This window comes from Nocardiopsis valliformis DSM 45023 (assembly GCF_000340985.1).
GTDB lineage: Bacteria > Actinomycetota > Actinomycetes > Streptosporangiales > Streptosporangiaceae > Nocardiopsis > Nocardiopsis exhalans.
Window position 1 is genome coordinate 62559 of record NZ_ANAZ01000035.1, and the last position, 25666, is coordinate 88224.

A 25666-nucleotide genomic window follows, 5' to 3' on the forward strand; every position below is an offset into this window, starting at 1 on the left:
TGCCTCCACCGGCCCCTCAGAGAGGAACCCCTTGGCACAAGGCACCTTCGACCGCCCCACCCTGCCCCGGTTCGCGGTGTCCACCCTCGGAGCCCCGGGGCGGTCACTGGAGGAGGTCGTCCGTCTGGCCCACGCCGCCGGAGCCCGATCCCTGGAACTGCGGGCCGGCGCGGGGGAGGCCGCCGACCCCGCGCTCGGCCCAGCCGAACTCGGCCGCCGCCGCGCCCTGGTCGAGGCGCACGGGATGAACGTGCTCGCCGTCGCCTCCTACGTCCGGGTGGCGGCCGAAGGCGAGGACGCCGAGGTGGCGGCCGACCTCGCCGAGCACCTCCGCATGGCCGAACTGCTGGGCGCACCGTACCTGCGGGTCTTCCCCGGAGGACCCGGAGCCCTGAAGGAACGGACCCGCGCCCCGGAGCCGGACCCGGAGGCGGACGAACGGGCCGCCCGGAGGCTGGCCGCCGCGGCGCCCCTGGCCGGCGACCTCGGGGTTCGTTTGGCATTGGAGACCCACGACTCCCATCCCCGGGGTGAGGACGTGGCCCGGGTGCTCGGCCTGCTCGACGACGGCGCCCGCCAGAACACCGCCGTGGTCTGGGACCTGCTCCACCCCTGGCGGGTGGGCGAACCGCTCGAACGCACCTGGGAGCACCTGCGACCCTGGTTGGCCCAGGGCCGCGGGTGGGTCCAGTTCAAGGACGTGGCCGCCCCCGAGGACCCGTTTCCGGTTCCGCCGGGGCAGGGCGCCCTGCCCCTGGACGGGGCGTTCCGCCTGCTGGAAGGCGCCGACTACACCGGACCGCTCAGCCTGGAGTGGGAGAAGGCCTGGCACCCCGGCGCAGCCGACCTGGAGGTGGCCCTGGAACACTCCCGCCGACTGCTGTGAGACCGGGGCCGTCGAACCGGGCGTGCGGACGCCCTCCCTGCCCACCGGGGAGGGAGGGCGGCGCCGAACACGAACCGCGCCCCACCGCGGGCGCTGCCGGGCCGGACCGGCTGTTCCACACCCCTCACCGGCCGCTCGCACGGCGGCGCCCGCCACTTGTCAGGTCAGTACAACTAGTTCCGGACGACCTGCCACTGCTGGTTGTCGCCGCCCCAGCAGGACCAGAGCTGGGCCCTGGAGGTGTCCCGGCTCACGTCCAGGCAGAGGCCGGAGGAGACACTGCGCAGGGTGTTGTCGGAGTGGAAGGCCCACTTCTGGTTGTCCTGGCCGTTGCAGTCGTAAATGCCGACCCTCGTGCCGTCGGCCGCGCCCCCTCCCAGGGCGTCCAGGCACTTCTCGCCGCCGTAGACGGTGATCTCTCCGGTGGATGTCCTGGTCCACTGCTGGTTCGATCCGCCGTTGCAGTCCCAGACCTGGACCTGGGTGCGGTTCTCCCGGGTGCCCCCGGGGACGTCGAGGCAGCCCGGGACACCGACGTTCTCCAGCCCCGTGCCGGGTGTGTCGTCGCCGAGGCCGAAGGCGTACTCGAGCCGGTCGATCCCGGTCTGGTTGCGCACGCTCAGCGACAGGTCGGTGCCGCTGCCGTGCAGGGCGTAGAGGGAGTACCAGTCGTGGTCGGGCCTGACGGTGTGCTTGCCGCCGAGGGCAGGCCAGTAGACCGCTCCCATGCCGAGGTCGTGGACGGTGTCGGTGGCGGCGCGTATGTAGCGGACGAAGTTGTCCGAGCTGTCCGGGTCGTTGTAGTCGAGCCCGTCGTCCATCGGGGCGCCGAACTCGTCCAGGACGGTGCGGGTGCCGCAGTCACCGATCCGGCTCCGGAACAGGTCGATCCACTCGTCGTAGCTCATGGAGTCGAACTGGAAGGCGTACAGGTGGAGCGCCACGTAGGTCCCGTCCAGGCGGCTGTCACCGCATACCGAGACGACCTCGCCGTTGTAGCCGCTGCCGCTGACGATGATCCGGTCCCTGGGGAGGGACGGGTAGCGCTCGACCCAGTCGATGGCGAAGTCGGCCCACTCCGAGGCGCTGTAGCCGTGGGGCTCGTTCATCGACTCGAAGTAGACCAGGTCGTCGGACCCGTACTCGTCGACGACGGCGTCCCACATCGAGTAGAAGGCGGCCTCGTCGACGACCCTGCCGCCGGAGGAGGCACCGTCCTCCCAGTAGGAGAGGATCACCTGCATGCCCCGGTCCGTCGCGGCGTCCACGGCCCCGAAGTAGGCGTCACCCCATGCCGTGCCGGGGACGGAGTAGGTGTTGACCGGAAGCCGGACGGTGTTGGCTCCGACGGTGCTCTCGAACCCGCTGTAGACGGCGTCCGCCTTGGCCCTGACGGTCGCGTAGCTGTCGGACTCCTCCAACCCCTCGGGGACGACGGGGCCGTCGACGAAGTTGTCACCGGGAGCCGCCCAGTTCACACCCCCGAACCGGGTGGCGTCCAGCTCGTCGGCCGCCGCAGCCGGCGAGGGGGCGGGCAGAGCGCCGACCGGCACGGCGATCAGCGTGGTCAGCGCGGCCGCCAGCATCGCTCCGGGCAGGCGTCTGCGTACGGGAGGTTCGGGGGAGCGGGCACCTCGGGGGGTGCGGGGGACACGGGGGTGGAGCATGGCTCTCCTTTCGGGGGACAACGCCTGGGCCGGTGGTCCGCGTCAAAGGTGCCTTTCCATGAGCGGTCCGTGTCGAACCAGCGGCCCGTTTCACCACAGGTGCTGAACCAGGAATAGTCGGAGTCGGCACGGAGCCGCTACCGCTCGAACACGAACGAACACGAACGCTCATGGACGAACAGACCAGCCCCGTGAGGAAGTGCCGGATGACCGAAGACCGCCCGTTCGCCCACCAGCGCCGGGAACGGATCGTGGACGAGTTGCGTCGGCACGGCAACGTACGGGTCCGCGACCTCGCGAGGCTTCTGGAGGTCAGCGAGCCGACCGTACGGCGCGACATCGCCGCCCTGGACGCGCGCGGCCTGCTCACCAAGGTGCACGGGGGCGCCACCCTGCCGACCGCGCTCCACCCGGGCCGGACCCCGGCGCGCCGGAACCGCCCCGGGACGGCGCCCCTGACGATCGGCATGGTCGTGCCCTCCCTGGACTACTACTGGCCGCGGGTCGTCAGCGGCGCACGCGCGGCCGCCATGGCGCTCGGCGTCCAGCTCCAGCTGCGCGGCTCCAGCTACGACCAGGCCGAGGACCGCCGCCAGATCAGCCGGCTGATCGAGGCCGGGCAGGTGCAGGGACTGCTGCTGGCCCCCACCCTCGACGGTGAGGGCGTCGGCGAGATGGTCGACTGGATCAGCGACCTGCCGGTGCCGACGATCATGGTGGAACGACAGACCCCCCACTGGACGCCGACCGCCAGCCAACTGGAGTGGGTGCGCAGCGACCACGCACTGGGTCTGGAGATGGCGGTGCGCCACCTCCACGAGCACGGTCACCGCCGGATCGGGCTGGTGCTGTCCGAGAGCAGCCCGACCTCGGCCCACCTCGCCCGGGGCTGGTTCAAGGCCTGCGCGGAACTCGACCTGCCCAGCGACTTCCTGGTCCGGCGGGCGGTGTCCCTGCACGTGCCGGGCCACCGCCGGATCATCGAGGGCATCCTGGACCGGTGCCGCAGGTCCGGGGTCACCGGACTGATCGTGCACAGCGATCCCGACGCCCTGTCCGTGGCCCAGTACCTCACCGAGCAGGGGGTCGCGATCCCGGACGACATCGCGCTGGTCGGCTACGACGACGAAGTCGCCCACCTCGCCCAACCGGCCATCACGGCCGTGCGCCCGGCCAAGGCCCGCGTCGGCCGGGTCGCGGTGGAGATGATGGTCTCCAGGCTCGTGGAGGGCAGGCACCGGCCCGGACAGCGCGTGCTGGTCCTGCCGGAGCTGAACCTGCGTGACTCCTCGGTCAAGAGGCCGGAGTCTCTGTGACACCGCGGCACGGCACCCCGGAAGGGTGCATAATTTCGTCGGCTGCACGCGTACTTCCTCGACCAGCCCCTCCCAGTGCGCGCGGAGCTGTTGGCGGCCGCCGAACGCTCGGGCCAGATCACGCCAAGGGTGTACGCCCGGACCGCGTGAGGGCTCTTCGGCTAGGAGCGGGCCCCGGGACGAGCCCGACGATGGCTCGCGGACCACGGATATCGACTCGACGAGAGGGCCGTTCTGCAGTGAGCGCCTACCAGCACTACGACTTCCTGGCCCTGGACCGACCGTTGGACGAGGACCGGCGCGCCCAACTGCGGGCCCTGTCCAGCAGGGCGCGCATCACCGCGAACTCGTTCACCAACGAGTACCACTGGGGCGACTTTCGCGGCGATCCGGTCAAGCTCATGCGCACCCACTTCGACGTGTTCGCCCACTTCACCGAGTGGGGCACCCGGCAGATCATGATCGCGGCGCCCGGCGCGGCCCTGCGCTCTCGTGATATCGAGCCCTACCTGCTCACTGACACAGCCCATTTCACCACCGGCGGCGGCCGGACCGTCATCTCCCTGACCTCCTACGACGATGAGGGAGCCGAGTTCGTCGAGTTCCCGGCGGGCCTGGCAGGGATCGCCCCGGTCCGGGCCGAACTGCTCGGGGGCGACTGGCGGCTGCTCTACCTCGCATGGCTGCTGTCGGTACAGGACGGTGACGACCTCGACGATGAGGAGACGGAACCCCCGGTGCCGACTGGACTGGGGGACCTGAGTGCTCCCCTGCACGCGGTGGCGGAGTTCCTGCGCATCGACCCGGACCTGCTCGCGGTGGCCGCCCAGGCATCCCCGCCCCTGCCGACCGGGGCCGGCCAGGGCAAGGCGATGTCCCGGTGGATCGAGGACCTGCCTGCCGTGGAGAAGAACCGTCTGCTGGGGCTGGTGGCCGACGGGGAGGCCGCCCGGGCGCGGTCGCGCATGCTCCAGGCCTTCCAGGAGAGCGCTCGCGGCGCTCCGGTGGTCGTCGAGGGGACTCGGACCGTAGGGGAGCTGTGGGCCGCCGCCGGGGAGCAGCGTGCCCGGAGGGAACGGGAGGAGGTGGCAAGGCAGGCCGACCGGGAGAGGCTGTGCAGGCAGGAGGAGGCCGCCGCACGGGCCGCCCGCCTGGACGATCTGGCCGGGCGGCGCGATCAGGCGTGGCAGGAGGTCGAGGACCGCATCACGACCACGCGCCCCGACGAGTACGACCGGGCCGTGGCCCTGCTCACCGACCTGTACGCCCTGGCCGAACGCGAGGGAGAGCAGCTCGCCTTCGACCGGCCGCTACGGGAACTGCGCGATCGGCACCGCCGCAAGAGCGGGCTCCAGCGCCGCATGGACGAGGCGGGGCTCGGGCGATGACACGCCCCGGTGTCCCTTGCCCAACGCTGACGGCACGGGAAACCGGTATTTTGCCGTCATGAGTGATTACCGTGCTGGCTTCCCCGAAGGATTCGACGCCCCGCCGGGGTTCGCAGCCGTCTCCGGGGGCGCGGACGGCTCACCGTTCGGCTTCGGGCCCTTCGATGAGCCCCCGCGTCCGTCCCGGCGCCGCCCCCGCCGGGAGGAGACGGTGACCTACCGGGTGCGGGTGGAGATCGAGGAGACTGAGCCTCAGGTACGGCGCGAGTTGGAGCTGGACTCCGACCTGTTCCTCAACGAGGTGCACCAGATCCTCCAGGCCGCGTTCGCCTGGGAGGACTACCACCTGCACGGATTTGCCAGCGGCGGGACCTACTACAGCAGGGAGGCCGAGCTCTACCTGTGTCCGTTCGAGTCACGGGAGGGCAGGCCCGGCGTCCCCGAGCAGCAGGTGCGCCTGGACGAGGTCCTGGCAGAGCCCGGGGACCGGCTGTTCTACCTGTACGACTTCGGTGACGACTGGGAGCACCTGCTCACCCTCCAGGACGTCGTCCCCCGCCAGGAGGACGCCTCCCGCGCGGTGTGCACGTCTGGCCACCGGTCAGCACCGCCCGAGGACAGCGGAGGCCCGTTCGGATACGAGCTGCTCAGCGCGGCCACCGACACCGGGCACGCAGAGCACGCCGAGGCGCTCGCCGAGTACCGGAGGGTCTTCGGGATGGACCCCGACCCGGACCGGGCGCCGGTCCCGTTCGACCCCGGCGCGGTCAACAGCGCCCTGGCAGCGGTGGCCGGACCGGTCCCGGACGACCTGCCCGGGCCGGTCGCTGACCTGCTGGCGTCCGTGCGCGACCCGCGACTGCGTGGGCGACTGCTGACCCTGGCCTCCGAGGCGACCGCCCCGGAGGAGGAGCTGAGCACGGCCACCGTGCGCGCGGCGGTCGGCCCCTACACCTGGCTGCTCGACCACGTCGGCGACGACGGGGTGAAGCTGACCGGGGCCGGATACCTGCCCCCGGCGAGCGTGCGGGAAGCAGCAGACGCGCTGAACCTGACGGGGAGGTGGATCGGCGCGGCCAACCGGGAGGTCCAGACCCTCCCGGTGCTGGACCTGCGCGAGTCCGCGCAGAAGATGGGGTTGCTGCGCAAGTACAAGGGCCGACTGCTGCCCACCAAAGCGGCCAAGGCGGTGCGCGACGACCCCCTGGCCCTGTGGGAGCACCTCGCCGAGCGGATGCCGCCCGCACCCAGGGCCGAGGTCGAGAAGCTGGGGTGTCTGGTGGCGGTGCTGGCGGTGGCGGCCGGAAGCCGTGACGTGCCCGGCGAGGTCGCCGCGGTACTGACCGGCTTGGGGTGGCGGGTCGGGGACGGGCTGCCGGTGGACTCCGGAGCTGCTTGGGACGCCATGTACGAGGCGTGGGCGGTTCTGGACACCATGGGCGGTTGGACCAAGGGATCGTTCAGCCGGGGTGACGCGCCGACCGCCCGGGGCAGGTCGTTCGCCCGGGCGGCTCTGAGGAGAATGGGCTGACCACAGGCCCGTGCCCGTCGGTGCCGAAGGGCACGGGTACGTGTGGCGGCCGCGCCGCTTCTGGAGAGCGGCGCTGCGCGTGTGGTGGCAGCGCCCAGAGCCTACTCACGTACCCCGGCAACCGGCCGACTGAGGGGATACAGCCCAGACGCCCGCTGGTACACCCCCGGGAACGCAAAAGCCCCTGACCGTTGCGCTTTTGCGCTGTTCAGGGGCTTGATTTTCTGGGGTGAGTGGCGGGAAACGAACTCCGTACCAGGGTCACATCTGTTGGTCCAGCCAGTCCTGGCAGCGCTCACGGAACCACAACAGCACCTGGTGCACCTGCTGCCTTCCGTCCTCAACAAGGACCTGCAGTGGGAAACTCGGACGCCGGTTCAGTGAGTCCTCGGGCAGGTCGATCCCGGGAATTGCGTTGAACCTGTGCAGGAGCTCCCTTCGCAGGGCCACGTCGTCGAACGGGGGACGGCGTGCCATGTGCTGGAAGACCACCTCGGCGCGTCCCGACGACGGGTACAGCACGAGCGCCCACCGCCAGTCGGGGTTCACGCTCTCGTCCCAGGCGAGGAGAAAGCAGCTGGTGTCGGCGCCCCCTCCCCACAGCAGGTCACCACCGGAGGCGGTCCACTCGTCGGTCAGCGCCTGAGTCGCCCGCACGACCTCGGGCTGCTGGTTCTCCAGGAGAAGCGCGTGGAACCGTCGCTCCCGTTCGACGAACTCGTCCACCTCGAGCCCCACCAGCTCTGCCAGCGCGGCCGCCGGCACGAACCCCTCGTGTCCTGACCCCGCCTCTTCGGCCGCCTTGGTGTCGGGGAAGACCCGGCTCGCGTGCGCGGTGTCCGGATCGGCGTCCAGATGCCGGGACACTGTCGCGGTCTTGGCCCCGACGAGGACCGCGAGCTCACGGTGAGTCGTCCAGCGGTCGGCCGCCAACATCGCGAGAGCGTGTCCGAGTTGCTGGGCGAGGTCCTCACCGATTTCCTCCGGTGCCTGTCCGCCGGACGGCGCCGGAGCGGGCCACAGAGCACAGGCGTGGTCGGCGAGCAGCGCTGCCCGCGCCTCGATCTCCGGCCTCCCCCAACTGGGCGCGTCGGCGATCTGTCGGTTCATGCTCAGACCGCTGGACTGGAAGATCTTCTGTTTGCGCTCGAACATGTGGTTGGACAGCTTCGAGTTCTGCGCGGTCAGGGTCAGGTTGCCCAGAGTGTGCAACAGGCGCCCGTGCAGTTCGTTCTCGGTCTCGTCCGGGTCGGTCTGCTTGCGCAGGACCTCGTACCACTCCTCGGTCATGCTCTGCGGCATGACGTGCTCGATACTGACCTTGGCCTTGCCGAAGTCCACCGGTTCGGGGGAGCCGAAGCCCTCTTCCAGCCTGCGCAGGACAAAGGTCCGCTGCAGGGCCTGCCCCGACCAGTAGAAGTTGCGCTGGGCCACCGCCTCGCGCAGTGCCCTGTCCGAGGGCCAGCGCCGACGCGGATCCGACAGGTACCGGTGCACGGAGTCCGCGACCGAGCCGCCCGGCTGGATCTCCTTGGGGGAGGACATGAAGATCCTGTTGAGCCCCTGGGTCGGTACACCGGCGATCATGCGTCGGACCAGGAAGCTCTCCACGTATCCCAGAGCACGGATCAGTTCGTCGGTGTCGGCGTGCCCTTGGTCGCGTAGCACCATCAGGTGCAGCGCCAGCGGCCGGTAGATCTTGTTGCCCCACGATTCGAGGCGGGCCAGTACCTCGGCCAACTCCGGGTCGCTCTCGAAGACGGGATCCAGGACGCGCTGCAACAGTTGCCCCAGGCGCCACAGGTGTTCCACCTCGCCTCGTAGGGCGACCTCACCACTGGCGTGGGACACCTTCTCCAGGCGCTCCTTCTGACCGTGGTAGACCTCGCTCTGTTTCGCCCGCTCGTCCCCGCGCAGCACCAGGTCGAGCCAGGCCAGGGTCTCCAACGTCTCCGGGCCCAGCTCGTCCTGCATCGGCAACCAGACCTCGTCGTACACCTCCTGGCCGGTTTCGGGCAGGAGCATGAAGACGTAGTTGCGCAACAGGTCGGTCTGGCTGAGGCCCTTGCCCGTGTTGTTCAGCGACTCGAAGATCCGGAAGACGTTGTCACCCGCCTCCGCCTGGATGTCCACCAGGCTGAGGCGGTGGCCGATGGTCTCCTCGATGCCCAGGAGGTCCTCCTCGCCGTAGGACCGGACCTTGCGGGAGAAGTAGTTGTAGGCGAACCCGACCCTGTCGTCACCTCCGGCGTCGGGGCGTCCGTTGACGATGGCTGTGAAGGAGGCCCGGTCGGCCTGGGTCGGTGCGAGCCGGTACTTGTCGGCTCCCTTGTTGTACTTGTTCACCAGGTAGACGTCATTGATCCGGTCCGCGCCGCTGGGGTCGCCCTCTTCGAGTTCTTCCACCTCACGCAACCGGTCGCGGATGGCCGCGAGGGCGATGGACAAGGACGTGAGCCGCTGCTGGCCGTCGATGACCAGCCACCGGGTCAGCGTGCTCGCAGAAGACGAACCCGGTGCGAGCACCACCGATCCCATGAAGTGCCCGGCGGAACTCAGGGTGCGCGGTTCGGTGCCCTGGCCGACCTGTTCGGTGAGGTCCTCCCAGAGGCGTTCGAGTTCCTCCCTGCCCCAGGAGTAGGGGCGCTGGTACAGCGGCACCTGGAACTGCTTGGTTCCCTCGACCATGTTCCGGAAGGTGGTTTCGTTGGCCTGCATATCTCCGCAATCTCCGACAGACGGTCAGGGGGTGGACTCCTACTTCGGCAGGAAGGGGCTGGGCTCGCCGGAATGCGACACGTACAGCGTGTCCCGGGCCCGTGTGCAGGCCACGAACAGCAGGTTGCGTTCGCGCTGCAGGTCATGGGCGTGGGCCAGGGGATCCTCGGAGAGGTCCGTGACCCTTGACTCCAGGGGGAGGTAGGCGGCGCCCGCACCGACCACCGCCACGCAGCGGAACTCCAGACCCTTCATCGAGTGCATGGTGCCCACCCGGACTCCGGAGTCCTGGGCCAGACCGCAGGTGTCGATGCCCTCGGCTGCCAGAGCGGATCTGACCTCCTTGGCCAGGGCCTCGGTGCGGGCCGCGACCGCGATCGTGCCGGGTTCGACATCGGAGGTGAGCCACCCGGTGACCACCCGGGTGAGTGCCTCCAGCTCCGCTTGCTCCGTGGGGTGGGCGTGCACGGTCGGGGTCCGGCCGTGCAGGGGCGAGGTGTAGTCGGCCAGGTGAGAGCGCACCCCGTCGAACCCCTCCACCGGTGCGGTGCCCAGGACCCGGACAGCCCAGGAGAGGATCTCCTGGGTGCTGCGGTAGCTCACGGTCAGGCGGTGGCTCCGGCCGCGCACGTTGATCCCGACCGCCGCCATGGAGACGCGGTGGTCGTAGATGCGCTGGTGCGGATCGCCCGCGACGAACAGGTCGTCCTTGCCCTCGGGAGCCAACGCACGCACCAATCGCCACTTGGCCGGGTGCAGGTCCTGGGACTCGTCCACCACCACATGCCGGTAGGGGCGCTTCCCGGTGCGGTCGAGGATGTCGGCGGCCTCCGAAGCGAGCCAGGTGAATGTCCACTGCCCGTTGGCGCGCATCTCCTCGGTGGCGGCCAGAACCGCCAACCACACCCGACGCTTCTGCTCGGGCCCCATACGCCCGGAGCGTCCCCGCCCGTGCCGTCGGGCCTTCAGGTAGTCACGTTCGGTGCGAAGGTCCTGGGCGAGGATCACGTGTTCCCACTCCTCCAGCAGGAACCTTCCGGACACCTCCGAACCCTCGGCGTGCCGGTCCCACAGCGCGGTGAGCTCACGCGAGTTCGGGAATCCGAGCTTGCCGTGCACCTGACGCACCACCTGGTGGGCGACCTTGTCCAGGTTGCGCACGTCGACCAGTTTCCGGCGGTCCTCGTCGCGCACCAGCAGTTCGAGCTGGGAGCGGAGCGCCGTGTCCAGGGTGGTGGTGAAGGTGGTGAGCAGGATGGGTTGCTCCGGCACGACCTCACCGGTGTCCAGGGCGAGCTGCTGCCCGTCGGGGGCGTACCGCTCGGCCAGGTGCGCCACCCGGTGCAGGGCGGTCACCGTCTTACCGGTTCCGGCACCTCCGGTGACCATGGCCGGACCGGCGAAGCCGTCCCGGCGCGCGATGCGCTCCTGCCGCGGGTGCAGGAAGGTTCGCCACACGTCGAAGGGGTGGGCGAGCAGGTCCCGGAGTTCCTCGGGCCCCTCCACGAACACCGCCTGGTCCGGGCTGCGCCGGATCGCCGAGACCAGGTCGTCGGGGTCGACCTCCTGCGCGCTTACCTCCTCGACGAGTTCACGGCTGAGCAGGGCCCACACCTCGTCCGGCGGCATTCCCGAGGCCAGCGCGGTCAGCGCGTCGTGCTGGGCCTTGGGCATCATGATCGCCAGAGCGTCCAGGTGGTTCTCGTCGGGGAGCAGCCGGGCGATCCGGACGGTGTCCGCGTCGATTCCCAGCTGGGTGAAGTGCTTGTCGGGGACCTCCTGGAACAGGGTGTCGGTCGAGGAGGCGGCCACCGGGGTGAGCGCGGTGCTCATGGTGTCCAGCGCGGCCTCGTCCCGGAACTCCAGAACCCCCAGGGCCTGGTTGACGGAGGGGCGCCGGTTGCGGATGTACCGGTAGGCCTCCTTGTGCGCGAGCACGGTCACCAAGAGGAACACGTCTCCGGAGTCAGGGGCGAGGACGACGCCGCGGTACCCCTGGTTGATGCGGAGCGTCCGCCACCGGGGATCCCGGCTGTCGGTGATCTTCTCCAGGTGTCCACCGGCGAAATAGGTGTCGGCGAACTTGTCCAGGGCCTCGTCGACGGCCTTGCGCAGCTTTTTGTCCAGAGCCGCGTAGGTGGTGAGGAAGTCCTTGGCGATCGCGAGCTGGGGCACGGGAGCCTTTCCGGGACAGGGGGTGGAGGAGGGCGTCCAGGGGAGGGGCCTGCCCCCTCAGCATAGGGACCGAAACCCTGAAGGGGGCGGGCTTCCCGGTACCCGGTACTGATCTGTCACCACGCAGTTGGCACCTGATCAGGACCGAGATGTCCACGGAAGGTCATGGTTTCGGGGGATAGGTTTCCCCGTTGCTCCCGTTGCTCCCGTTGCTCCCGTTGCTCCCGTTGGTTCGGTTGGTTCGGGGGTTTTCTCGATCTGTTGGCGGATCCGCTCCCTGCGTGCGTCCCTGAAGTACTGGGATTCACATTCGAACAGCCACATGATGGCGAGGACCGGGACGCCGATAGCAGCGAGTGGGACTGTGAAAACCGTCGAAATCGTTGCGACCGCAATGCACTTGGGCAGAGCGAACGAGGGACGGTGGTTAGGATCTCCATGGGCATTGGGAAGAACCAAGCGCACGATGAAAATCATCAAGGTGATCCCGCAAGCGAAGGCAAGTGCGCCAAGTATGAAATCACCGATTGCTCCGCGAACGTCCTGGAGGAACGCCGAGTTCACTCCTTGTTGAGCTGCTAGCAGGAGGATCAACCAGAAGGTTGCCGGAGCTCGGCTGGTCAACATCCGCCAGGAGTAACTTCCGGCAGGTGCGTGCTCATACATTTCGCGGCTGGTCGGTACTAGCACCATCCATATCAACAGGGCGGTGAGGGACCCCACGAGTATTTGCTGCGCCCCGGATGAACCGTTGGCGATGAATGGTGGTGCTTCCGGCCCAAACCACTGTCCCACCGCTTCCATCCCGAGCCAGGTGAGAAACTCCGACACCAGGTCGGACGGGCGTTCCTCGCGGTAGAGAGATACCAGGACCAGGACCGAGGCGACTGTCGCCATCGCCCGATAGGGCAGGTCACCACCCTTCCGCCACTCCTTCGCCAGGGTGATCGCGGAATTGGCTGTCTCCAACAAGGGAATCTCCGTCGTCTCCGTCCACATGGTCTGCGCCCTTGCGTGCAAGGGCCGTCGACACCGTAGATGCCACCACTGACACCGGCCCCTGGTATGACGGAGGCACACACAACGAAGGGCGGCGCACGCATGACTTCCCAGGGCGCGGCGGACATCGAGGTCCTCGGTCCCCATTCCGAGGACGCGATCGACGAGAGCGGCACACCGGCCCCCAGCACCGGGCAACTGGTCACTGTTCGCAACCGCCAGTGGGTGGTGTCCGACGTGCGCGCCTCGCGGATCGTCTCCAGTGACCTCACGCGCGTCACCGGCAGGCCCCAGCACATGGTGTCCCTGGTCAGCATCGGCGACGACGCTTCCACCGACCGGATCGAGGTCCTCTGGGAGCTGGAGGTGGGTACCCGGATCCACGAGGGCAGGGACCTGCCCGCGCCCGCGCTGGGCTTCGACGACCCCGTCCGCCTGGACGCTTTCCTACACGCCGTCCGCTGGGGCGCGATCACCTCGGCCGACAACACCTCCTTGCAGGCCCCCTTCCGCTCGGGGATCGAGATCGAGGACTACCAGCTCGAACCGGTGGTGCGGGCCCTGTCGATGCCCCGGACCAACCTGCTCATCGCCGATGACGTCGGTCTGGGTAAGACCATCGAGGCCGGGCTGGTCATGCAGGAACTCCAGCTGCGCCACCGGGCCCGGACCATGCTCATCGTGTGTCCGGCCGGGTTGACCACCCAGTGGCACGACGAGATGCGCGACAAGTTCGGTCTGGACTTCCGGGTGGTCGACGCCGACCTGGTCCGCCGACTGCGCCGCGAACGCGGTCTGTACGCCAACCCCTGGACGCACTACCCCCGCCTGATCGTCAGCATCGACTGGCTCAAGCGTGAACGGCCCCGACGGATGCTCCGCGAGATCCTGCCCGCCAGCCCCCGCTATCCGCGCACCATCGACCTGCTGGTGGTGGACGAGGCACACAACGTGGCTCCGGCGGGCAGCGGCAAGTACGCAGTCGACTCGTTGCGTACCAAGGCGATCCGGGAGCTGGCGCCCCACTGCGAACACCGGCTGTTCCTGTCAGCCACCCCGCACAACGGCTACCCCGAGTCGTTCTCCGCCCTCCTGGAGCTGCTGGACGACCAGCGTTTCGCCCGCGGGGTCAAGCCCTCCGACGAACAGCTCGACCGCGCCATGGTCCGCCGTCTCAAGCGTGACCTGCCCAAACGCTGGGACGGCAGCGCGCGCTTCCCCGCGCGAGTGCTCGGCTACGCCGAAGTGGACTACTCGGAGGCCGAGCGCAAGGCGCACCGCACCCTGGTGGAGTACGCCGACAGCCGCCGCGACCGGGCGGGGAAGGGCGGTCGGCACACGGTCGACTTCGTCACCACCCTGCTGAAGAAGCGCCTGTTCTCCTCACCGCAGGCCTTCGCCCGGACCGTCACCACCCACCTGGCCACCATGGACGCCAAAGGCGCCGCGGACGAGGCCTCCAGCGCCGCCGATCAGGCCCCCGCCCAGGAGGTTCTGCCGGTACTCCAAGAGCGCCTGTCCGCCACCTCCGAACACGAGGAGGAGTACCAGGAGGCCGAGGCGGAGGTGTTCGGCACGGTGAGCCGTGGCGCCCCCGCACTCACCGAACGCGAACGCGGCCTGCTGGTCGACCTGCGCTCCTGGGCGGAGAAGGCTCAGGGCCGTTCGGACGCCCGCTTTGCGGCCCTGAAGTCCTGGCTGGACCCGATCCTCTTCCACCCGGGCGTCGACGGAGAGCCGATCGGACCGGGCAGCCCCACCAGCCCCGGCGGAGCGGGAGACCAGGCGGACTGGACCGACCAGCGTGTCATCATCTTCACCGAGTACCGCGACACCCAGCGCTGGCTGCGCGATCGGCTCATCGCCGCCGGGTACGGCGGTAAGGGCGGGGAACGGTTGGCCCAGCTGTACGGCGGCCAGGACTCGGATGAGCGTGAGCGGGTCAAGAACGTCTTCACCGACCGCCCCGACCTCGACAAGGTCCGCATCCTCGTGGCCACCGACTCCGCCAGCGAGGGCATCAACCTCCAGCGGCACTGTCACCGAATCCTGCACTGGGAGATCCCCTGGAACCCCAACCGTCTCGAACAGCGCAACGGCCGTGTGGACCGGCACGGCCAGAAGGCGGACCAGGTGGAGGTCACCCACTTCGTGCCCAAGGGGTGGGAGGCCGCCGAACCGGGTTCGTTGGAGGACGAACTCGGGTTCCTGCGCACCGCCGTGGAGAAGGTGGACCGCATCCGCGAGGACCTGGGCAGCGCCGGTGACGTCATCGCCCTCCAGGTCGAGCAGAAGATGCTCGGCAAACGGGCGGAGTGGACCGAGACCGACAGCGAGATCACTTCCCGTGCGGGGGTGGCCCGGCTCAGTACTCAGCGGGAGCTTAACCGCCGGGTGGAGGAGCTGGCGGCCACCCTCACCGGGAGCCGTGACCGTCTCGACCTGACCCCCGAAACCCTGGAGCGGGTGGTCCGCACCGGACTGGACCTGGCCCACCGCAAGGATCTCATCGACGCAGACCCGCCGGAAGGCGTCACCGCCAAGTGCTTCCGCCTGCCGGAGCTGGCCGGGGCGTGGGCGAGCGCGCGCAACGGCGGTCTGGCGCATCCGGTCACCGGGGTGGAGCGGCTGGTCACCTTCGACCCGGACGCGGTGGTGGGCCGCAACGACCTGGTTCTGCTGCACCTCAAGCACCGCCTGGTGGACCTGTGCCTGACCCTGCTCCGGGAGGAGCTGTGGTCCCAGGGATCGAAACTGAGCCGGGTCACCGCGCGGGTGGTGGAATCCGACGTGCTGCGGGTACCGGCGGTCGTGGCGCACGGCCGGGTGGTCATCACCGGTGCGGAGGGCACCCGGCTGCACGAGGAGGTCCTGCTCGCGGGTGGCCGGATCGAACAGGGCTCGTTCGTGCGGGCCAAGGAAGAGGACATCGACCGCTGGATGGAGGTCGCCACCGAACGCCTGGCCCCCGAACCGATCCGGGAGCGGTTGGCCGATCTGTGGCCCTCCCTGCACAAGGCGGTCGGCGGTGCCCTGCACCAGCGAGCCAACCAGCGGTTCAAGGCGGTGCAGCGAGACCTGGACCGCAAGTGCGAGGAGGAGGTCGACGCGATCGGCCTGGTCCTGGACGAACTGGCGGCGGGGATCAAGACGGCCCTGGACAACACCCAGCAGTGGGAGCAGGTCAGCCTGTTCGAGGTGCGTGAACAGGAGCAGCTCCGTCAGGACCGCGAGGCGCTGCAAGCACGTCTGGAAGAGCTGCCCGAGCGCAAGGTCGAGGAGCAGGCGGCCCTGCGTCACCGTTACGCCGACCGCAGGGCCCGTTGGTTCCCGGTGGCGGTCACCTTCCTGGTCCCGGCATCGGTGAAGGGGTAGGCGCTGTAAATTTAGCCAAATTTACGTATGGGTATATCAGCTTGATCTAGGCTAGCTGTGCGATGATCGCACACATGATGGATCAGCTGAGTTGGGAGAGCATCGGCGAGCGCGTGCGGGACAGCCGTGCCTCCATGGGCCTGTCCCAGCAGGACCTGGCCGATCGTGTCGGCCTGGAACGCAGCATGATCTCCAAGCTGGAGAAGGGGGCCCGGCGCGTCGACGCGATGGAGTTGACCGCCATCGCCAGAGCGCTTGAGTACCCGGTCACGCACTTCCTCTCACCCACCCCGGAGGTGGTGTCGCGCCGGGCAGCCATTGCCGAAGCGGAGGAGCTCAGTGAAAGCACCGCTGCGCGTGGCGCCTACCGGAGCGAAGCCGAACTGGCCCAGTGGCTGAGGGATGTCCGCCAGCTCATCGAGCTGGGCACACTGAACCCGCGTCCCCTGGCGCTCTACCCGCACAGGGTCACAGACCTCGACTTGGCCCGGGAGGCGGCCCGCTGGCTTCGGACCCGTCTCGGTTTGGGAGACGCTCCCATCGAGTCAGTGGCTGATGTCTGTGAGAGCGCTGGCCAGTTCCTGGCGGTGGCTCCGCTGACATCGGACGGTGCCTCGCTCGTGGACGGAGATGTCGCGGTCGCGGTTGTCCGCCTGGATCAGGAACCCGGTCGGCGGCGTAGCACCGCCGCTCACGAGCTGGGTCACATGGTGCTGGGCGACGAGTACTCCAACGATCTCGGTGTGCACACCTCACACGAAGAGCGGGAACGTGTGGTGGAGGTCTTCGCTGCGGAGCTCCTGCTGCCGAGCGGTCAGCTGGACCAGGTGTTGGCGGCATCTGACGAAGAGAGCCGCCGACACGCTCTGGTGAGACTGGCCGCTGAGTACCGGGTGTCGTGGAGCCTCGCGATCGCGCAGCTTCGGCGCTCTGGAACGTTGGAGGGTGGTGAGCTGCGTCAGCTCCGGGGGCGCGTACCCACCGAGATCGAGCTCAGGGAAGCGGTGGGATGGAAACCGCAGCCCGATCTGGCCTCGATCCGAGTCTCTCCGAGGTATTCGTCTGCGGTCGTCGCCGCTTTGCGAGAGTATGCGATCACACCCGCGCGCGCGGTGGAGATGATGCGCGGACAGATCGAACTCCGAGACCTCAGCGAGGACTGACGGGTTGACTCCTTTCGACGAGCCCTTCCTGTTCGACGCTCCCCCGCTGCTGCACGGAGCCAAGGCCGATCGCCTGGACGTGATTGGTGACCTGGTCAGAGGCCACGACTGCCTGACCACGCAGTCGGTACTCGACGAGGTGCGGCGCAATGATCCCGACGCGCACGCTGTGGTGGTGCGCGCGCCCTGGGTCCGCACGGTGCCGACGGACTCCCTGGAGTTCCTGGGCAGATTCGATATCTGGAGCACTCGGATATCGCTCAAGGACGGCCACAACATCGGTGAGACCATGCTGTGTGCTTACGCCGATCTCCAGGGCGGCACCTTGGTGATCGATGACAGAGACGCTCGCAAGGTCGCTGAGCGTTATGGGCTGGTCGTCTGCGGGACCATGCGATTGATTGCCGATGCCTGCGTACGGAGTGACCTCACTCTGGCTGGCGCTTCCTCCCTGGCGGACACCCTGCTGGAGTCCGGCATGCGGCTGCCCTTCGCCAGGGGAGGTTTCGAAGCCTGGGCCAGGCGGGAGAACCTCCTGGGGTAGGGGAGATCCAGGAGGAAAGTGTCTCACCAGCTTGTTAGGCTCAGCGCGAGCGCTGAACCTAACAAGCGGATGCCTCCCACATCACTGGCGCTGGCTGTTGAACCGCTCCTGGAGTTTGAGCAGGGCGTTCTCGTCCACCTTGGTAGCGAGCTCGGAACGCTGCGCGGGCACTGCGGAGGTCGGGCCCTTGCGCCGGTTCTGCTTCTTGTTCTTGGATCGCCGTGGCTGGGCCGGGATCCCAGCGGTCTTCGGTGTCGGCTGGCTCTGCCTGGGGGCGGGCACAGGAGTAGTGCTCGGTGCAGCGACCCGCTCCTGTGAGTGCGCGACCAGTGTGGCCTTGGGCATCAGGTGTCGCAGAGCCTTCCTGCTGATTTCCAGCAGTTCCTCGGCTTCCCGGCGATAGTGCGTAATTCCGATGTCCTTGGCTCCCTTCAGGAACCACTGGAGGCGATCACCGGACTGGCGTGCTTCCTTCCAGTCTCCTTGTTTCAGGGCGGTGCGCAGGCGCTCGATGCGGGGGTGGGGGAGGATCTGCCCGGGCTCTCTCGACCTACCACGAGCTCGTGAATCCGGAACCGGGGTAGGGGCAACCACGGGTTTGGGGAGTGCCATTGGAGGCGGGGACGACCTGTGCTCCATCTCCAGGGAGCATTCCTCGATCGGTCGCCACCAGGTCTGGCCGTCAGGGGAGGTTGTTCCGACGTCGAGCCTTCTCTCGAACCCTTCGGTCCGCATACGGAATCGGAGGGCGTGCCCGTCGGTACGGGTGAGGCGCTGGACCAGCTCGGAGTTGTTCTGCACGAACCAGGCCTGAGGCCGATCGAGTCCCTGAGTGAGCAACCGTTGGACATCGGGGCCGAGGCGCTTGGTGAACTCGAAGAAGATCGTGGGGTCTTCACCGGTGGCGGGCAGGGTGAGTCGGTGACAGGTGCCGCCTGTGTCGAAGTCTCCTTCGAAGCGCGCTTCGCGTTGGGGCAGGCCGTTGGCGCTGAGCCAGCGGTTGACGTGCTTGCCGGCGAAGAGGTGGTCCGCGCTGTCGATCCCGCCGAATTTCCGGGTGCACTGGTTGGTACTGGAGTGGTGCGCGAAGTGCGCCACCTTCTCCTGGTAGATCTTGACCCCCAGCTGGCCTCCGCAGCCGCCGAGCAGCTCACCGCACCAGAAGGTGGCCTCCGGGTTGTGGTCCTTGAATTCCAGGGCCAGGTGCCGCTCCATGGGGAGGAAGACGGGGTCGTAGGAGCGGCGACTGCCCAGAGTGGCGGTCTGGACCAACCGGTGATCGTAGGTCATGCAGAAGGATTAACAGAGTGCGGTGAGCCCTGGTAGAGGAAGACGTCCGGTTGGCCGGGTCCGGCCGATCCGCTCTCCCGGATGTCGGGCATGGTCGGTGGCTGCCTGGTCGGCCAGCCACCGGGGCCGTGGTGGGTGAGCCCGCACCGGCATAGCGAGGGCTGTGGCTGGGCCGCCAGTGGCCGATAACCTCAAGGCATGCCTGGACCTCGCCGACATCGCGCGCCCTCGATTCGCCCTGCTGATCAGCACACCGAGTGGCTGGGACTCCTCTCGCCTGACGGGCCCTTCCTGTCCGCGGAGGTCCTGCTGGAGGCCTTCCCCGACGGCCTTCCCGCGGTCGACACCGAGGTGCGCCGTACTCTGCGGCAGGGGTGGCACGAGCTCGACCGGGAACGCACCGGCGCGCTGGTGCCCGCGTGGATCGAACTGGTGCTCGGCAAGCTCCTCGGTTGGGACGAGGGGCAGCGTGCGCAGCCGACGGCCGAGGGCGCGCGGGTGGCCCCCGAGTTCGCGCTCTTCGGCCCCGGGCCGAGCGGGCGCGAGGAACGCCTGCACTTCTACCGGCTTCCCCTGGGAACCGAACCCGCCCGCTCCCAGGGCGGTCGCCCTTCTCCGGTGGAGACCGCGGCGGCCCGCTGCCGCGAGTTGGGGGTGCCGTTGGCGCTGGTCACCGACGGCCAGTACTGGGCGCTGGTGCACGCGCTGCCCGGAAAACCCACCTCGGTGGGGGTGTTCGACGCCGATCTGTGGGGAGAGGAACCCCTGCTGCTCCAGGCGTTCGCGGCGCTCCTGGAGAGCCAGCGGGTGCGGCTGCCCGCCCGGGACAGGGGCGGAGAGCTCACCAATGCCGCGGCTGCGCTGTTCGAGCGCACCTTCGACAAGCAGAGCGATCTGACGGAGGACCTGGGCAACCAGGTCCTGCGCGCTGTGGAGCTGCTCGTCGCCGAGATCGCCCGGCTGGACCGGGAGTCCAGCGGCCGGTTCCTGGAGCACGTGGGTGAGCGTGAGATCTACAAGGGTGCGCTGACCGTCCTCATGCGGCTGGTGTTCCTGCTGTACGCGGAGGAGCAGCGGCTGCTGCCGACCGACGACCTTTACGCCGACCACTACTCGGTCAGCCGCCTGCACGACCAGCTCACCATCGACCGCGACCAGCTGGGCGAGGAGGTCGTGGACCGGCGGGCTGCCGCCTGGCCCCGGCTGCTCGCCCTGTTCAACGGGATCCACAAGGGGTCGGAGCACCCGGACCTGAGGCTGCCGCCGTACGGGGGGTCGCTCTTCGACCCGCAGACGTATGAGTGGCTGGAGGGCTTCGCCGTCGCTGACCGGGTGGTGTTCGAGATCCTCGACGCGCTGGTCATGTTGAAGCCCAAGACCAAGAAGGGGACCCCGACCCGGATCTCCTACAAGGGTCTGGGGGTGGAGGACATCGGCCATGTGTACGAGGGCTTGCTGGAATTCTCCGTCCGCAAGACCCAGGGTCCGTACGTGGGGTTGCAGGGCAAACAGGAGCCGGAGCTGCCGCTGGCGAAGGTGGAGGAGGTCTACTCCGAGGGCGAGGAGGTCTTCCTCGACTGGTTGCAGGAAGAGACCAAGGCGACGCGGACCCAGCTCAAGAAGATGCTGGCGGCCGAGCCGGGGCCGGAGGAGCGTTCGAGGCTGCACTCGGCCTGGGACAGCGACGCGGAGCTGACCGAGCGGACCCTGCCGTTCTGGGGATTGCTGCGGACCGACCTGCGTGAGGACCCGACGGTGTTCCCGGACCGGTCGGTGGTCTTCACCCGAGTGGGGGAGCGCAGGAAGACCGGGACGCACTACACCCCGCGTGAACTGGCGGAGAAGGTGGTGCGCTACACCCTGGAACCGCTGGTGTACCAGCCGGGACCGGCTGACGGTGCGCCGGAGTCGGAGTGGCGGGTCAAGCCCGCGGACGAGCTGCTGAAGCTGAAGGTGGTGGACCCCGCAGCGGGGAGCGGGGCGTTCCTGGTGGCCGCCACCCGGTACCTGGGGGAGCGGGTGGTCGAGGCCTGGGAGCGGGACGGGCTGCCGGAGGAGCTTCGCTGGGGTGGTGAGGGCGCCGGTGAGGGCGAGAGTTCCGTTGAGCTCGAAGATGTGCGGCTGTACGCCAAGCGTCGGGTGGCGGCCTCGTGCATCTACGGCGTGGACCGCGACGACATGGCGGTGGAGCTGGCGAAGCTGTCGATGTGGTTGGAGACTCTGGCCAGGGACAAGCCGTTCAGCTTCCTCGACCACGCGCTGAAGAGCGGGGACTCGCTGGTCGGGTTGGTGAACGAGCAGCAGGTGAAGTACTTCCACACGGACCCTGATGAAGGACGGAGCATCAACGCTCGGCTCTCCGGTGACGTGGGTGAGTACATCGACCGTGTGCTGGGTGAGGTCACTGAGCTGAGGCGGGAGATCGAATCCCTGCCCCCGGTGAACGACCCAGAGGAAGTGCGTCAGAAGGCGAAGCTGAATGCGGAGGCCAACGCGCGTCTCACACAGTTGCGGCTGGCGTGTGACGGTGTGGTCGCGGCGGCGTTGGCGGCCGATCGGTACGCGGAACTCGACCTGGAGGACTACGAGAAGAAGCTCCAGGACGCGGAGGACAAGAAGTACAACTGGCAAGACGCGTACAACCGGCTGCTGACGTTCCTGTCGGATGAGTTCCTGGAGTTGTTGGACGAGAGCACGTATGACTTCTACAAGGAAGAGGCCACGCGCTCCAAGATCCGTGACTGGCTGAGGGGGGATCGGGAGCATCCGATCAAACCGATGCACTGGGCCATCGAGTTCCCTGAGGTGATGGGGGATGGCGGTTTCGATGCGGTGGTCGGGAATCCTCCGTTCATCGGCGGGCAGCGACTGACTGGGAATATTGGTCGGGATGTCCGCGAGTACCTGGTGGTGGACATCGCCAACGGGAAACGTGGGAGTGCGGACCTGTGCTCGTACTTCCTGCTGCGGAATCTGGTTCTTGCACCCAAGGGGCGTACCGGGATCATCGCGACCAACACCATCGCGCAGGGTGATACACGCGAGGTCGGGCTTGACCAGGTGGTGGAGCGGGAGGGGTGGCAGGTCTACCGGGCGGTGAAGAGCCAGAGGTGGCCGGGCAGCGCGAGCGTTCACGTGTCGTTGGTGTGGGCAGGTCACAGCGGAGAGCGGGAGCAGGCTGTCCTGAGCGATGCGCGGGTTCCGGGGATCACGCCGTCACTCGACCCACAGTCGCGGGTGACAGGTAACCCGTGGCGTTTGGTTGCTAATGCTGAAACGTCGTTTATTGGTTCGTATGTGCTGGGTGAGGGTTTTGTTCTGGAGTCAGATCAGGCCAAGGAGCTGATTCAGAAGAACCCGAAGAACCAGGAGGTGGTTTTCCCGTACCTGATCGGAAAAGACCTCAACTCCAGGCCCGACTGTTCACCGAGTCGGTGGGTCATCAACTTCGGAGCCATGTCCGAGGAAGAGGCCAGGGAGTACTTGGAGCCGTTTGAAATTGTGGAACGGGACGTAAAACCTGCCAGAATGCAAAACAACCGGAAAATTTACCGGGACTACTGGTGGCAGTATGGGGAAAAGCGGCCTGCGATGATGGAGGCTATCGCTGGGTTGGATCGGGTTCTAGTGATTGCCTTGGTGAGTAGGACAGCTCTTCCGGTTCGGCAGCCTACAGGGCAGGTTTTCTCGCACATGGTGGGTGTGTTCACAGATGGCTCCGATCAGCACCTCGGACTGCTCAGTAGCAACATCCACTATGCATGGGCCGCATCACGCGCATCGAGCATGAAGGGGGACCTTCGATACACACCGACCGATGTATATGAGACCTTCCCCAAGCCAAAGGTGAAAGAAGAGGTGGCCGCGTTGGGCGGCGCCCTTGATCAGGAACGTCGAGAGATCATGATGCGGCGGAACCTCGGACTAACCAAGTTCTACAACCTGGTCCATGATCCGGATCTTCAAGGCGACTCGGACGTTGACCAGCTGCGTGAGATCCATGTTGAGATCGACGAAGCGGTCAAGGAAGCCTACGGCTGGAGCGATCTCGACCTGCAGCATGGTCATCATGAGACCGATCAAGGCGTCCGTTGGACTGTGAGCCCGGCTGCTCGCGTAGAGATCCTAGACCGACTGCTCCAGCTGAACTTCGATCGGCACGCGGAAGAAGAGCGTAAGGGGATCTGGCCTCCGAAGAAGAAGTCCAGGAAGGCGGCCAAGGCGAAGAAAGCCGCTATACCGGTGGCGCAGGACGGTCTGTTCCCTCCGGAGGGCACCCTTTTCTGAGCTGCCGAAGCCTGGCACGGGCGTTGTTCCCGGGCCAGGCTTCGAGGGTTTGGGTTATTTGAGTGCGGTGGTGAGGAAGGTGGACCATTCACTGGCGGGGAAGGGCAAGTGTCCGGCATCGGAGTGCTTGGAGTCCCGCATCGCGGCGCCGGTAGGGAGAGGGCTAACCTCGACGCAGTTCTGGATGTGCCCGCTGTGTGAGCTCTGCCGGAAGCTGGCCGGGATCTGTGCGACCTCTACGCAGTGGCTCTCGGTGGCACTGTAGGAGGACTTTCTAAACTCCACTTCGGGCCTCTTTCAGGAGGGTTTTCAGTGTCTTGAGGGACTCGTGCTCGCTCAGGGCCGAACGCATCAATGAAGCGAGAACCTGGCGGTAGTCGTTGACTTCGTGGTTCTTCTCCAAGAAGGTGCCTCCGGTGCGTCCTTCCAAGTACACGAGAGAAGGGTCGGACTCGTCGGCGTAGTCCAGGATGACGAACCCGGACCCCATCGAAGCGTGCAGTCCGGCACTCAGTGGTAGCACTTGCAGGGTGACCCTGTTGATGCCTTCGCTCAGCTCGATGAGGTGTGTGAGTTGTTCCTCGGCCACTTCGGGGGCGTAAGCGAGCCGGAGGAGCGCGCACTCATCCACGATGGCCAGGAGGTTCAAGTCTTCCTGGAGTAGTTTCTGGCGTTCCAGGCGAGCGGTGACGACCTGGTCTATGTCGGTTTCGGTGACTGCGCCGCTTGCGCGGGCGGAAATCGCCGTGTACCCGGCAGTTTGCAGCAGGCCAGGGATGACAGCTGGTTGGTAGACGCTGACGGTGGCGGCCTCGGCCTCGAAGCCCAGGTAGTCCGCGTCAAGGACACTGCTGTAGCTGTGCCACCAACCCTTCTCCCGAGCTTGGCGCCCCAACGCGAGGATGGCGTTGACCTTTTCGGTGTCCTCGACCCGATAGAGGCGCATGAGGTCTCTGAGGGCGCTGGGATCTGTCCGGTGCCTGCCGTTCTCGAGGTGGTTGATCCGTCCAGCAGCCCAGCCGAGTTCTCGTGTGACCTGCGTGGTTGATAGCTCTGCGGCCTCCCGAAGTCTGCGGAGCTCGCGGGCCAGACGGCGGCGGCGCACGGTCGGTGAAGGCCTCTTGCTCATGGGGGAGATGCTAGCGGTCAACGAATCAGACATACCCATCAATTTAGGATCCGGACTTGATTTCATCAATTGATGAGTTCATTCTAGTGTCAGCAGGAGGAAGTTGGCGCAGTGTCGGAGACCGCTCGACTGGGCCGCTGGCTCCTCAACGGAGCGGATGCCCTGCACAGCGGCGGTTCACATCAGGCCGATACCAAGAGCTTGTCACGGTCCCAAAGATTCAGAGGCAACGCAGGATTCTACGTAAGGAGTGTGTTCGTCATGCCCGTTTCCGCCCCCGAGGTTGTCCGGAGCGAGGTCACCGTGCCGCTGACCAGCTTCATCCAGCCCTACCACTCCCACTACTTCTCCGGGCAGACCGACCGCCCCCATTTCCGGCAGCGTGACTACAGCTTCCCCGGGATCCCGGAGCTGATGCCGCTGACCCGGCTCTTCCTGAACACCTGCGTGGCCGACTGCCCCGACGACTACCGGTACCTTTTCACCCTCCTGGGGGCCGAGCTGGCCGGGAACGCCATCCGGCACTCCCGGTCGGGGCTGCCCGGGGGCTTCTACGACCTCCAGGTCCGCCGTTCCGCTCAGGGGATGCACCTGACCTGCCGGGACCAGGGGAGCGTGGCGCCGATCAAGGCCGGTCAGTTCTCGCCGGACCCGAACGGGCTGAACCCGGAGGTCGAGGCGGGGCGCGGGCTGGCGATGGTCGAGGCCTTCGCGACCACCTGGGGAGACAACGGGCTGCCCGAGCTCCGCACCGTCTGGTTCTTCCTCGCGCGGGACCTGGACGACAACCCCTGGTCGCAGCTCTGACCCGAATACTCCGCACATGAGAGAGGGCTCAGGAAGACGTTGCCGCGTCTCCTGAGCCCCACGAACCCTGAATTCCACGTCTGCAGAAGTAAGAAAGCAGGATCGATGTCGCATCCTATCCCCGCGCCCCGTCGTCCGTTGGACTCCCGTCCGAACAACCCCTACCGGATCCCGGCCGTGCCCGGTCCGGCCTGCGCCTCCTGTACCCACCGCACCTGTCGCTCCTGCCGGGCCCAGACCCTGCCCCGCCTGGGCGGACACCGCGCCGAGTTCGCCCTCGAACACCACAAGGCCGCCCGGCTCCAGACACGCCACCCGCGCCAGATCGTGTGGTTTGGGGAGAGCGTGCGCCACGAGGCGCCACGAGATCGAGTGGAGGTGGAAGACCTGC

General features: G+C 67.6%; 17 protein-coding genes. 10 read left to right on the forward strand and 7 right to left on the reverse strand.

Annotation, left to right across the window (positions count from 1 at the left end):
- Positions 1–31: 31 nt before the first annotated feature.
- Positions 32–886: a sugar phosphate isomerase/epimerase family protein gene (locus tag D457_RS0125960; protein WP_017583602.1), complete on the forward strand. Its 855-nt coding sequence runs from the start codon at positions 32–34 to the stop codon at positions 884–886.
- Between the two features lie 173 nt (positions 887–1059).
- Here D457_RS0125960 and D457_RS0125965 read toward each other — a convergent pair whose 3' ends face one another.
- Positions 1060–2553, reverse strand: coding sequence for a ricin-type beta-trefoil lectin domain protein (locus D457_RS0125965; RefSeq protein WP_026117042.1), 1494 nt, complete (start codon positions 2551–2553; stop codon positions 1060–1062).
- Positions 2554–2759: 206 nt separating this feature from the next.
- Here D457_RS0125965 and D457_RS0125970 point away from each other — a divergent pair, with 206 nt between their 5' ends.
- From D457_RS0125970 to D457_RS33400, 3 genes are all read left to right on the forward strand, one after another.
- Positions 2760–3869: a substrate-binding domain-containing protein gene (locus D457_RS0125970; protein WP_026117043.1), complete on the forward strand. Its 1110-nt coding sequence runs from the start codon at positions 2760–2762 to the stop codon at positions 3867–3869.
- Between the two features lie 239 nt (positions 3870–4108).
- Positions 4109–5257 (forward strand): hypothetical protein, encoded by a 1149-nt coding sequence (locus D457_RS0125975; RefSeq protein ID WP_017583605.1) that lies wholly within the window; start codon positions 4109–4111, stop codon positions 5255–5257.
- A 58-nt stretch (positions 5258–5315) separates the two neighbouring features.
- The gene (locus D457_RS33400) at positions 5316–6788 is read left to right on the forward strand and encodes a plasmid pRiA4b ORF-3 family protein (protein WP_017583606.1); all 1473 of its coding nucleotides are present in this window, start codon (positions 5316–5318) and stop codon (positions 6786–6788) included.
- A 261-nt stretch (positions 6789–7049) separates the two neighbouring features.
- On the opposite strand, the gene D457_RS0125985 is transcribed toward D457_RS33400, so the two are convergent.
- The 3 genes from D457_RS0125985 to D457_RS35960 form a co-directional block, all read right to left on the reverse strand.
- The gene (locus tag D457_RS0125985; protein ID WP_017583607.1) at positions 7050–9506 is read right to left on the reverse strand and encodes a DUF262 domain-containing protein; all 2457 of its coding nucleotides are present in this window, start codon (positions 9504–9506) and stop codon (positions 7050–7052) included.
- A gap of 39 nt (positions 9507–9545) precedes the next feature.
- Positions 9546–11681: a UvrD-helicase domain-containing protein gene (locus D457_RS0125990; RefSeq protein ID WP_017583608.1), complete on the reverse strand. Its 2136-nt coding sequence runs from the start codon at positions 11679–11681 to the stop codon at positions 9546–9548.
- Between the two features lie 138 nt (positions 11682–11819).
- A complete protein-coding gene (locus tag D457_RS35960) occupies positions 11820–12680 on the reverse strand; it encodes a hypothetical protein (protein ID WP_160167418.1) in 861 nt (286 codons plus the stop codon).
- Positions 12681–12782: 102 nt separating this feature from the next.
- Here D457_RS35960 and drmD point away from each other — a divergent pair, with 102 nt between their 5' ends.
- The 3 genes from drmD to D457_RS0126005 all read left to right on the forward strand — a co-directional run bounded on the left by drmD (position 12783) and on the right by D457_RS0126005 (position 17762).
- Positions 12783–16055, forward strand: a complete 3273-nt coding sequence (gene drmD, locus D457_RS0125995; protein ID WP_017583609.1) for a DISARM system SNF2-like helicase DrmD — start codon at positions 12783–12785, stop codon at positions 16053–16055.
- A 74-nt stretch (positions 16056–16129) separates the two neighbouring features.
- Complete coding sequence (locus tag D457_RS0126000; protein WP_239646228.1) at positions 16130–17218, forward strand: helix-turn-helix domain-containing protein; 1089 nt, start codon at positions 16130–16132, stop codon at positions 17216–17218.
- Positions 17219–17222: 4 nt separating this feature from the next.
- On the forward strand, positions 17223–17762 hold the full coding sequence (locus tag D457_RS0126005; protein ID WP_017583611.1) for a hypothetical protein: 540 nt from the start codon (positions 17223–17225) through the stop codon (positions 17760–17762).
- Positions 17763–17843: 81 nt separating this feature from the next.
- On the opposite strand, the gene D457_RS0126010 is transcribed toward D457_RS0126005, so the two are convergent.
- Positions 17844–19052 (reverse strand): hypothetical protein, encoded by a 1209-nt coding sequence (locus D457_RS0126010; RefSeq protein WP_017583612.1) that lies wholly within the window; start codon positions 19050–19052, stop codon positions 17844–17846.
- Between the two features lie 654 nt (positions 19053–19706).
- On the opposite strand from D457_RS0126010, the gene D457_RS0126015 reads away from it, so the two are divergent.
- Positions 19707–23339, forward strand: coding sequence for an Eco57I restriction-modification methylase domain-containing protein (locus D457_RS0126015; protein ID WP_239646230.1), 3633 nt, complete (start codon positions 19707–19709; stop codon positions 23337–23339).
- Positions 23340–23393: 54 nt separating this feature from the next.
- On the opposite strand, the gene D457_RS0126020 is transcribed toward D457_RS0126015, so the two are convergent.
- A complete protein-coding gene (locus D457_RS0126020) occupies positions 23394–23624 on the reverse strand; it encodes a DUF397 domain-containing protein (RefSeq protein WP_017583614.1) in 231 nt (76 codons plus the stop codon).
- Entirely contained in the window at positions 23614–24468 is an 855-nt protein-coding gene (locus D457_RS0126025; protein WP_026117044.1) for a DUF5753 domain-containing protein, read from the reverse strand. Before D457_RS0126025 ends, D457_RS0126020 begins: the two co-directional genes overlap by 11 nt.
- Positions 24469–24729: 261 nt before the next feature.
- Between D457_RS0126025 and D457_RS0126030 the strand changes: the two genes are divergently transcribed.
- Together D457_RS0126030 and D457_RS33405 are read left to right on the forward strand one after the other, a co-directional pair.
- Positions 24730–25275, forward strand: coding sequence for an ATP-binding protein (locus tag D457_RS0126030; RefSeq protein WP_017583616.1), 546 nt, complete (start codon positions 24730–24732; stop codon positions 25273–25275).
- 105 nt (positions 25276–25380) lie between these two features.
- Positions 25381–25666: hypothetical protein (locus D457_RS33405; protein ID WP_083926865.1), on the forward strand; the 286-nt coding region annotated here is incomplete at its 3' end.

Bases quoted from the DNA above. Each gene is read 5' to 3' on its own strand.
- D457_RS0125965 (WP_026117042.1), bottom strand. From the start codon at position 2,553: ATGCTCCACCCCCGTGTCCCCCGCACCCCCCGAGGTGCCCGCTCCCCC.
- D457_RS0125970 (WP_026117043.1), top strand. From the start codon at position 2,760: ATGACCGAAGACCGCCCGTTCGCCCACCAGCGCCGGGAACGGATCGTG.
- D457_RS33400 (WP_017583606.1), top strand. From the start codon at position 5,316: ATGAGTGATTACCGTGCTGGCTTCCCCGAAGGATTCGACGCCCCGCCG.
- D457_RS0125985 (WP_017583607.1), bottom strand. From the start codon at position 9,506: ATGCAGGCCAACGAAACCACCTTCCGGAACATGGTCGAGGGAACCAAG.
- D457_RS35960 (WP_160167418.1), bottom strand. From the start codon at position 12,680: ATGTGGACGGAGACGACGGAGATTCCCTTGTTGGAGACAGCCAATTCC.
- drmD (WP_017583609.1), top strand. From the start codon at position 12,783: ATGACTTCCCAGGGCGCGGCGGACATCGAGGTCCTCGGTCCCCATTCC.
- D457_RS0126000 (WP_239646228.1), top strand. From the start codon at position 16,130: ATGATGGATCAGCTGAGTTGGGAGAGCATCGGCGAGCGCGTGCGGGAC.
- D457_RS0126010 (WP_017583612.1), bottom strand. From the start codon at position 19,052: ATGACCTACGATCACCGGTTGGTCCAGACCGCCACTCTGGGCAGTCGC.
- D457_RS0126025 (WP_026117044.1), bottom strand. From the start codon at position 24,468: ATGAGCAAGAGGCCTTCACCGACCGTGCGCCGCCGCCGTCTGGCCCGC.
- D457_RS0126030 (WP_017583616.1), top strand. From the start codon at position 24,730: ATGCCCGTTTCCGCCCCCGAGGTTGTCCGGAGCGAGGTCACCGTGCCG.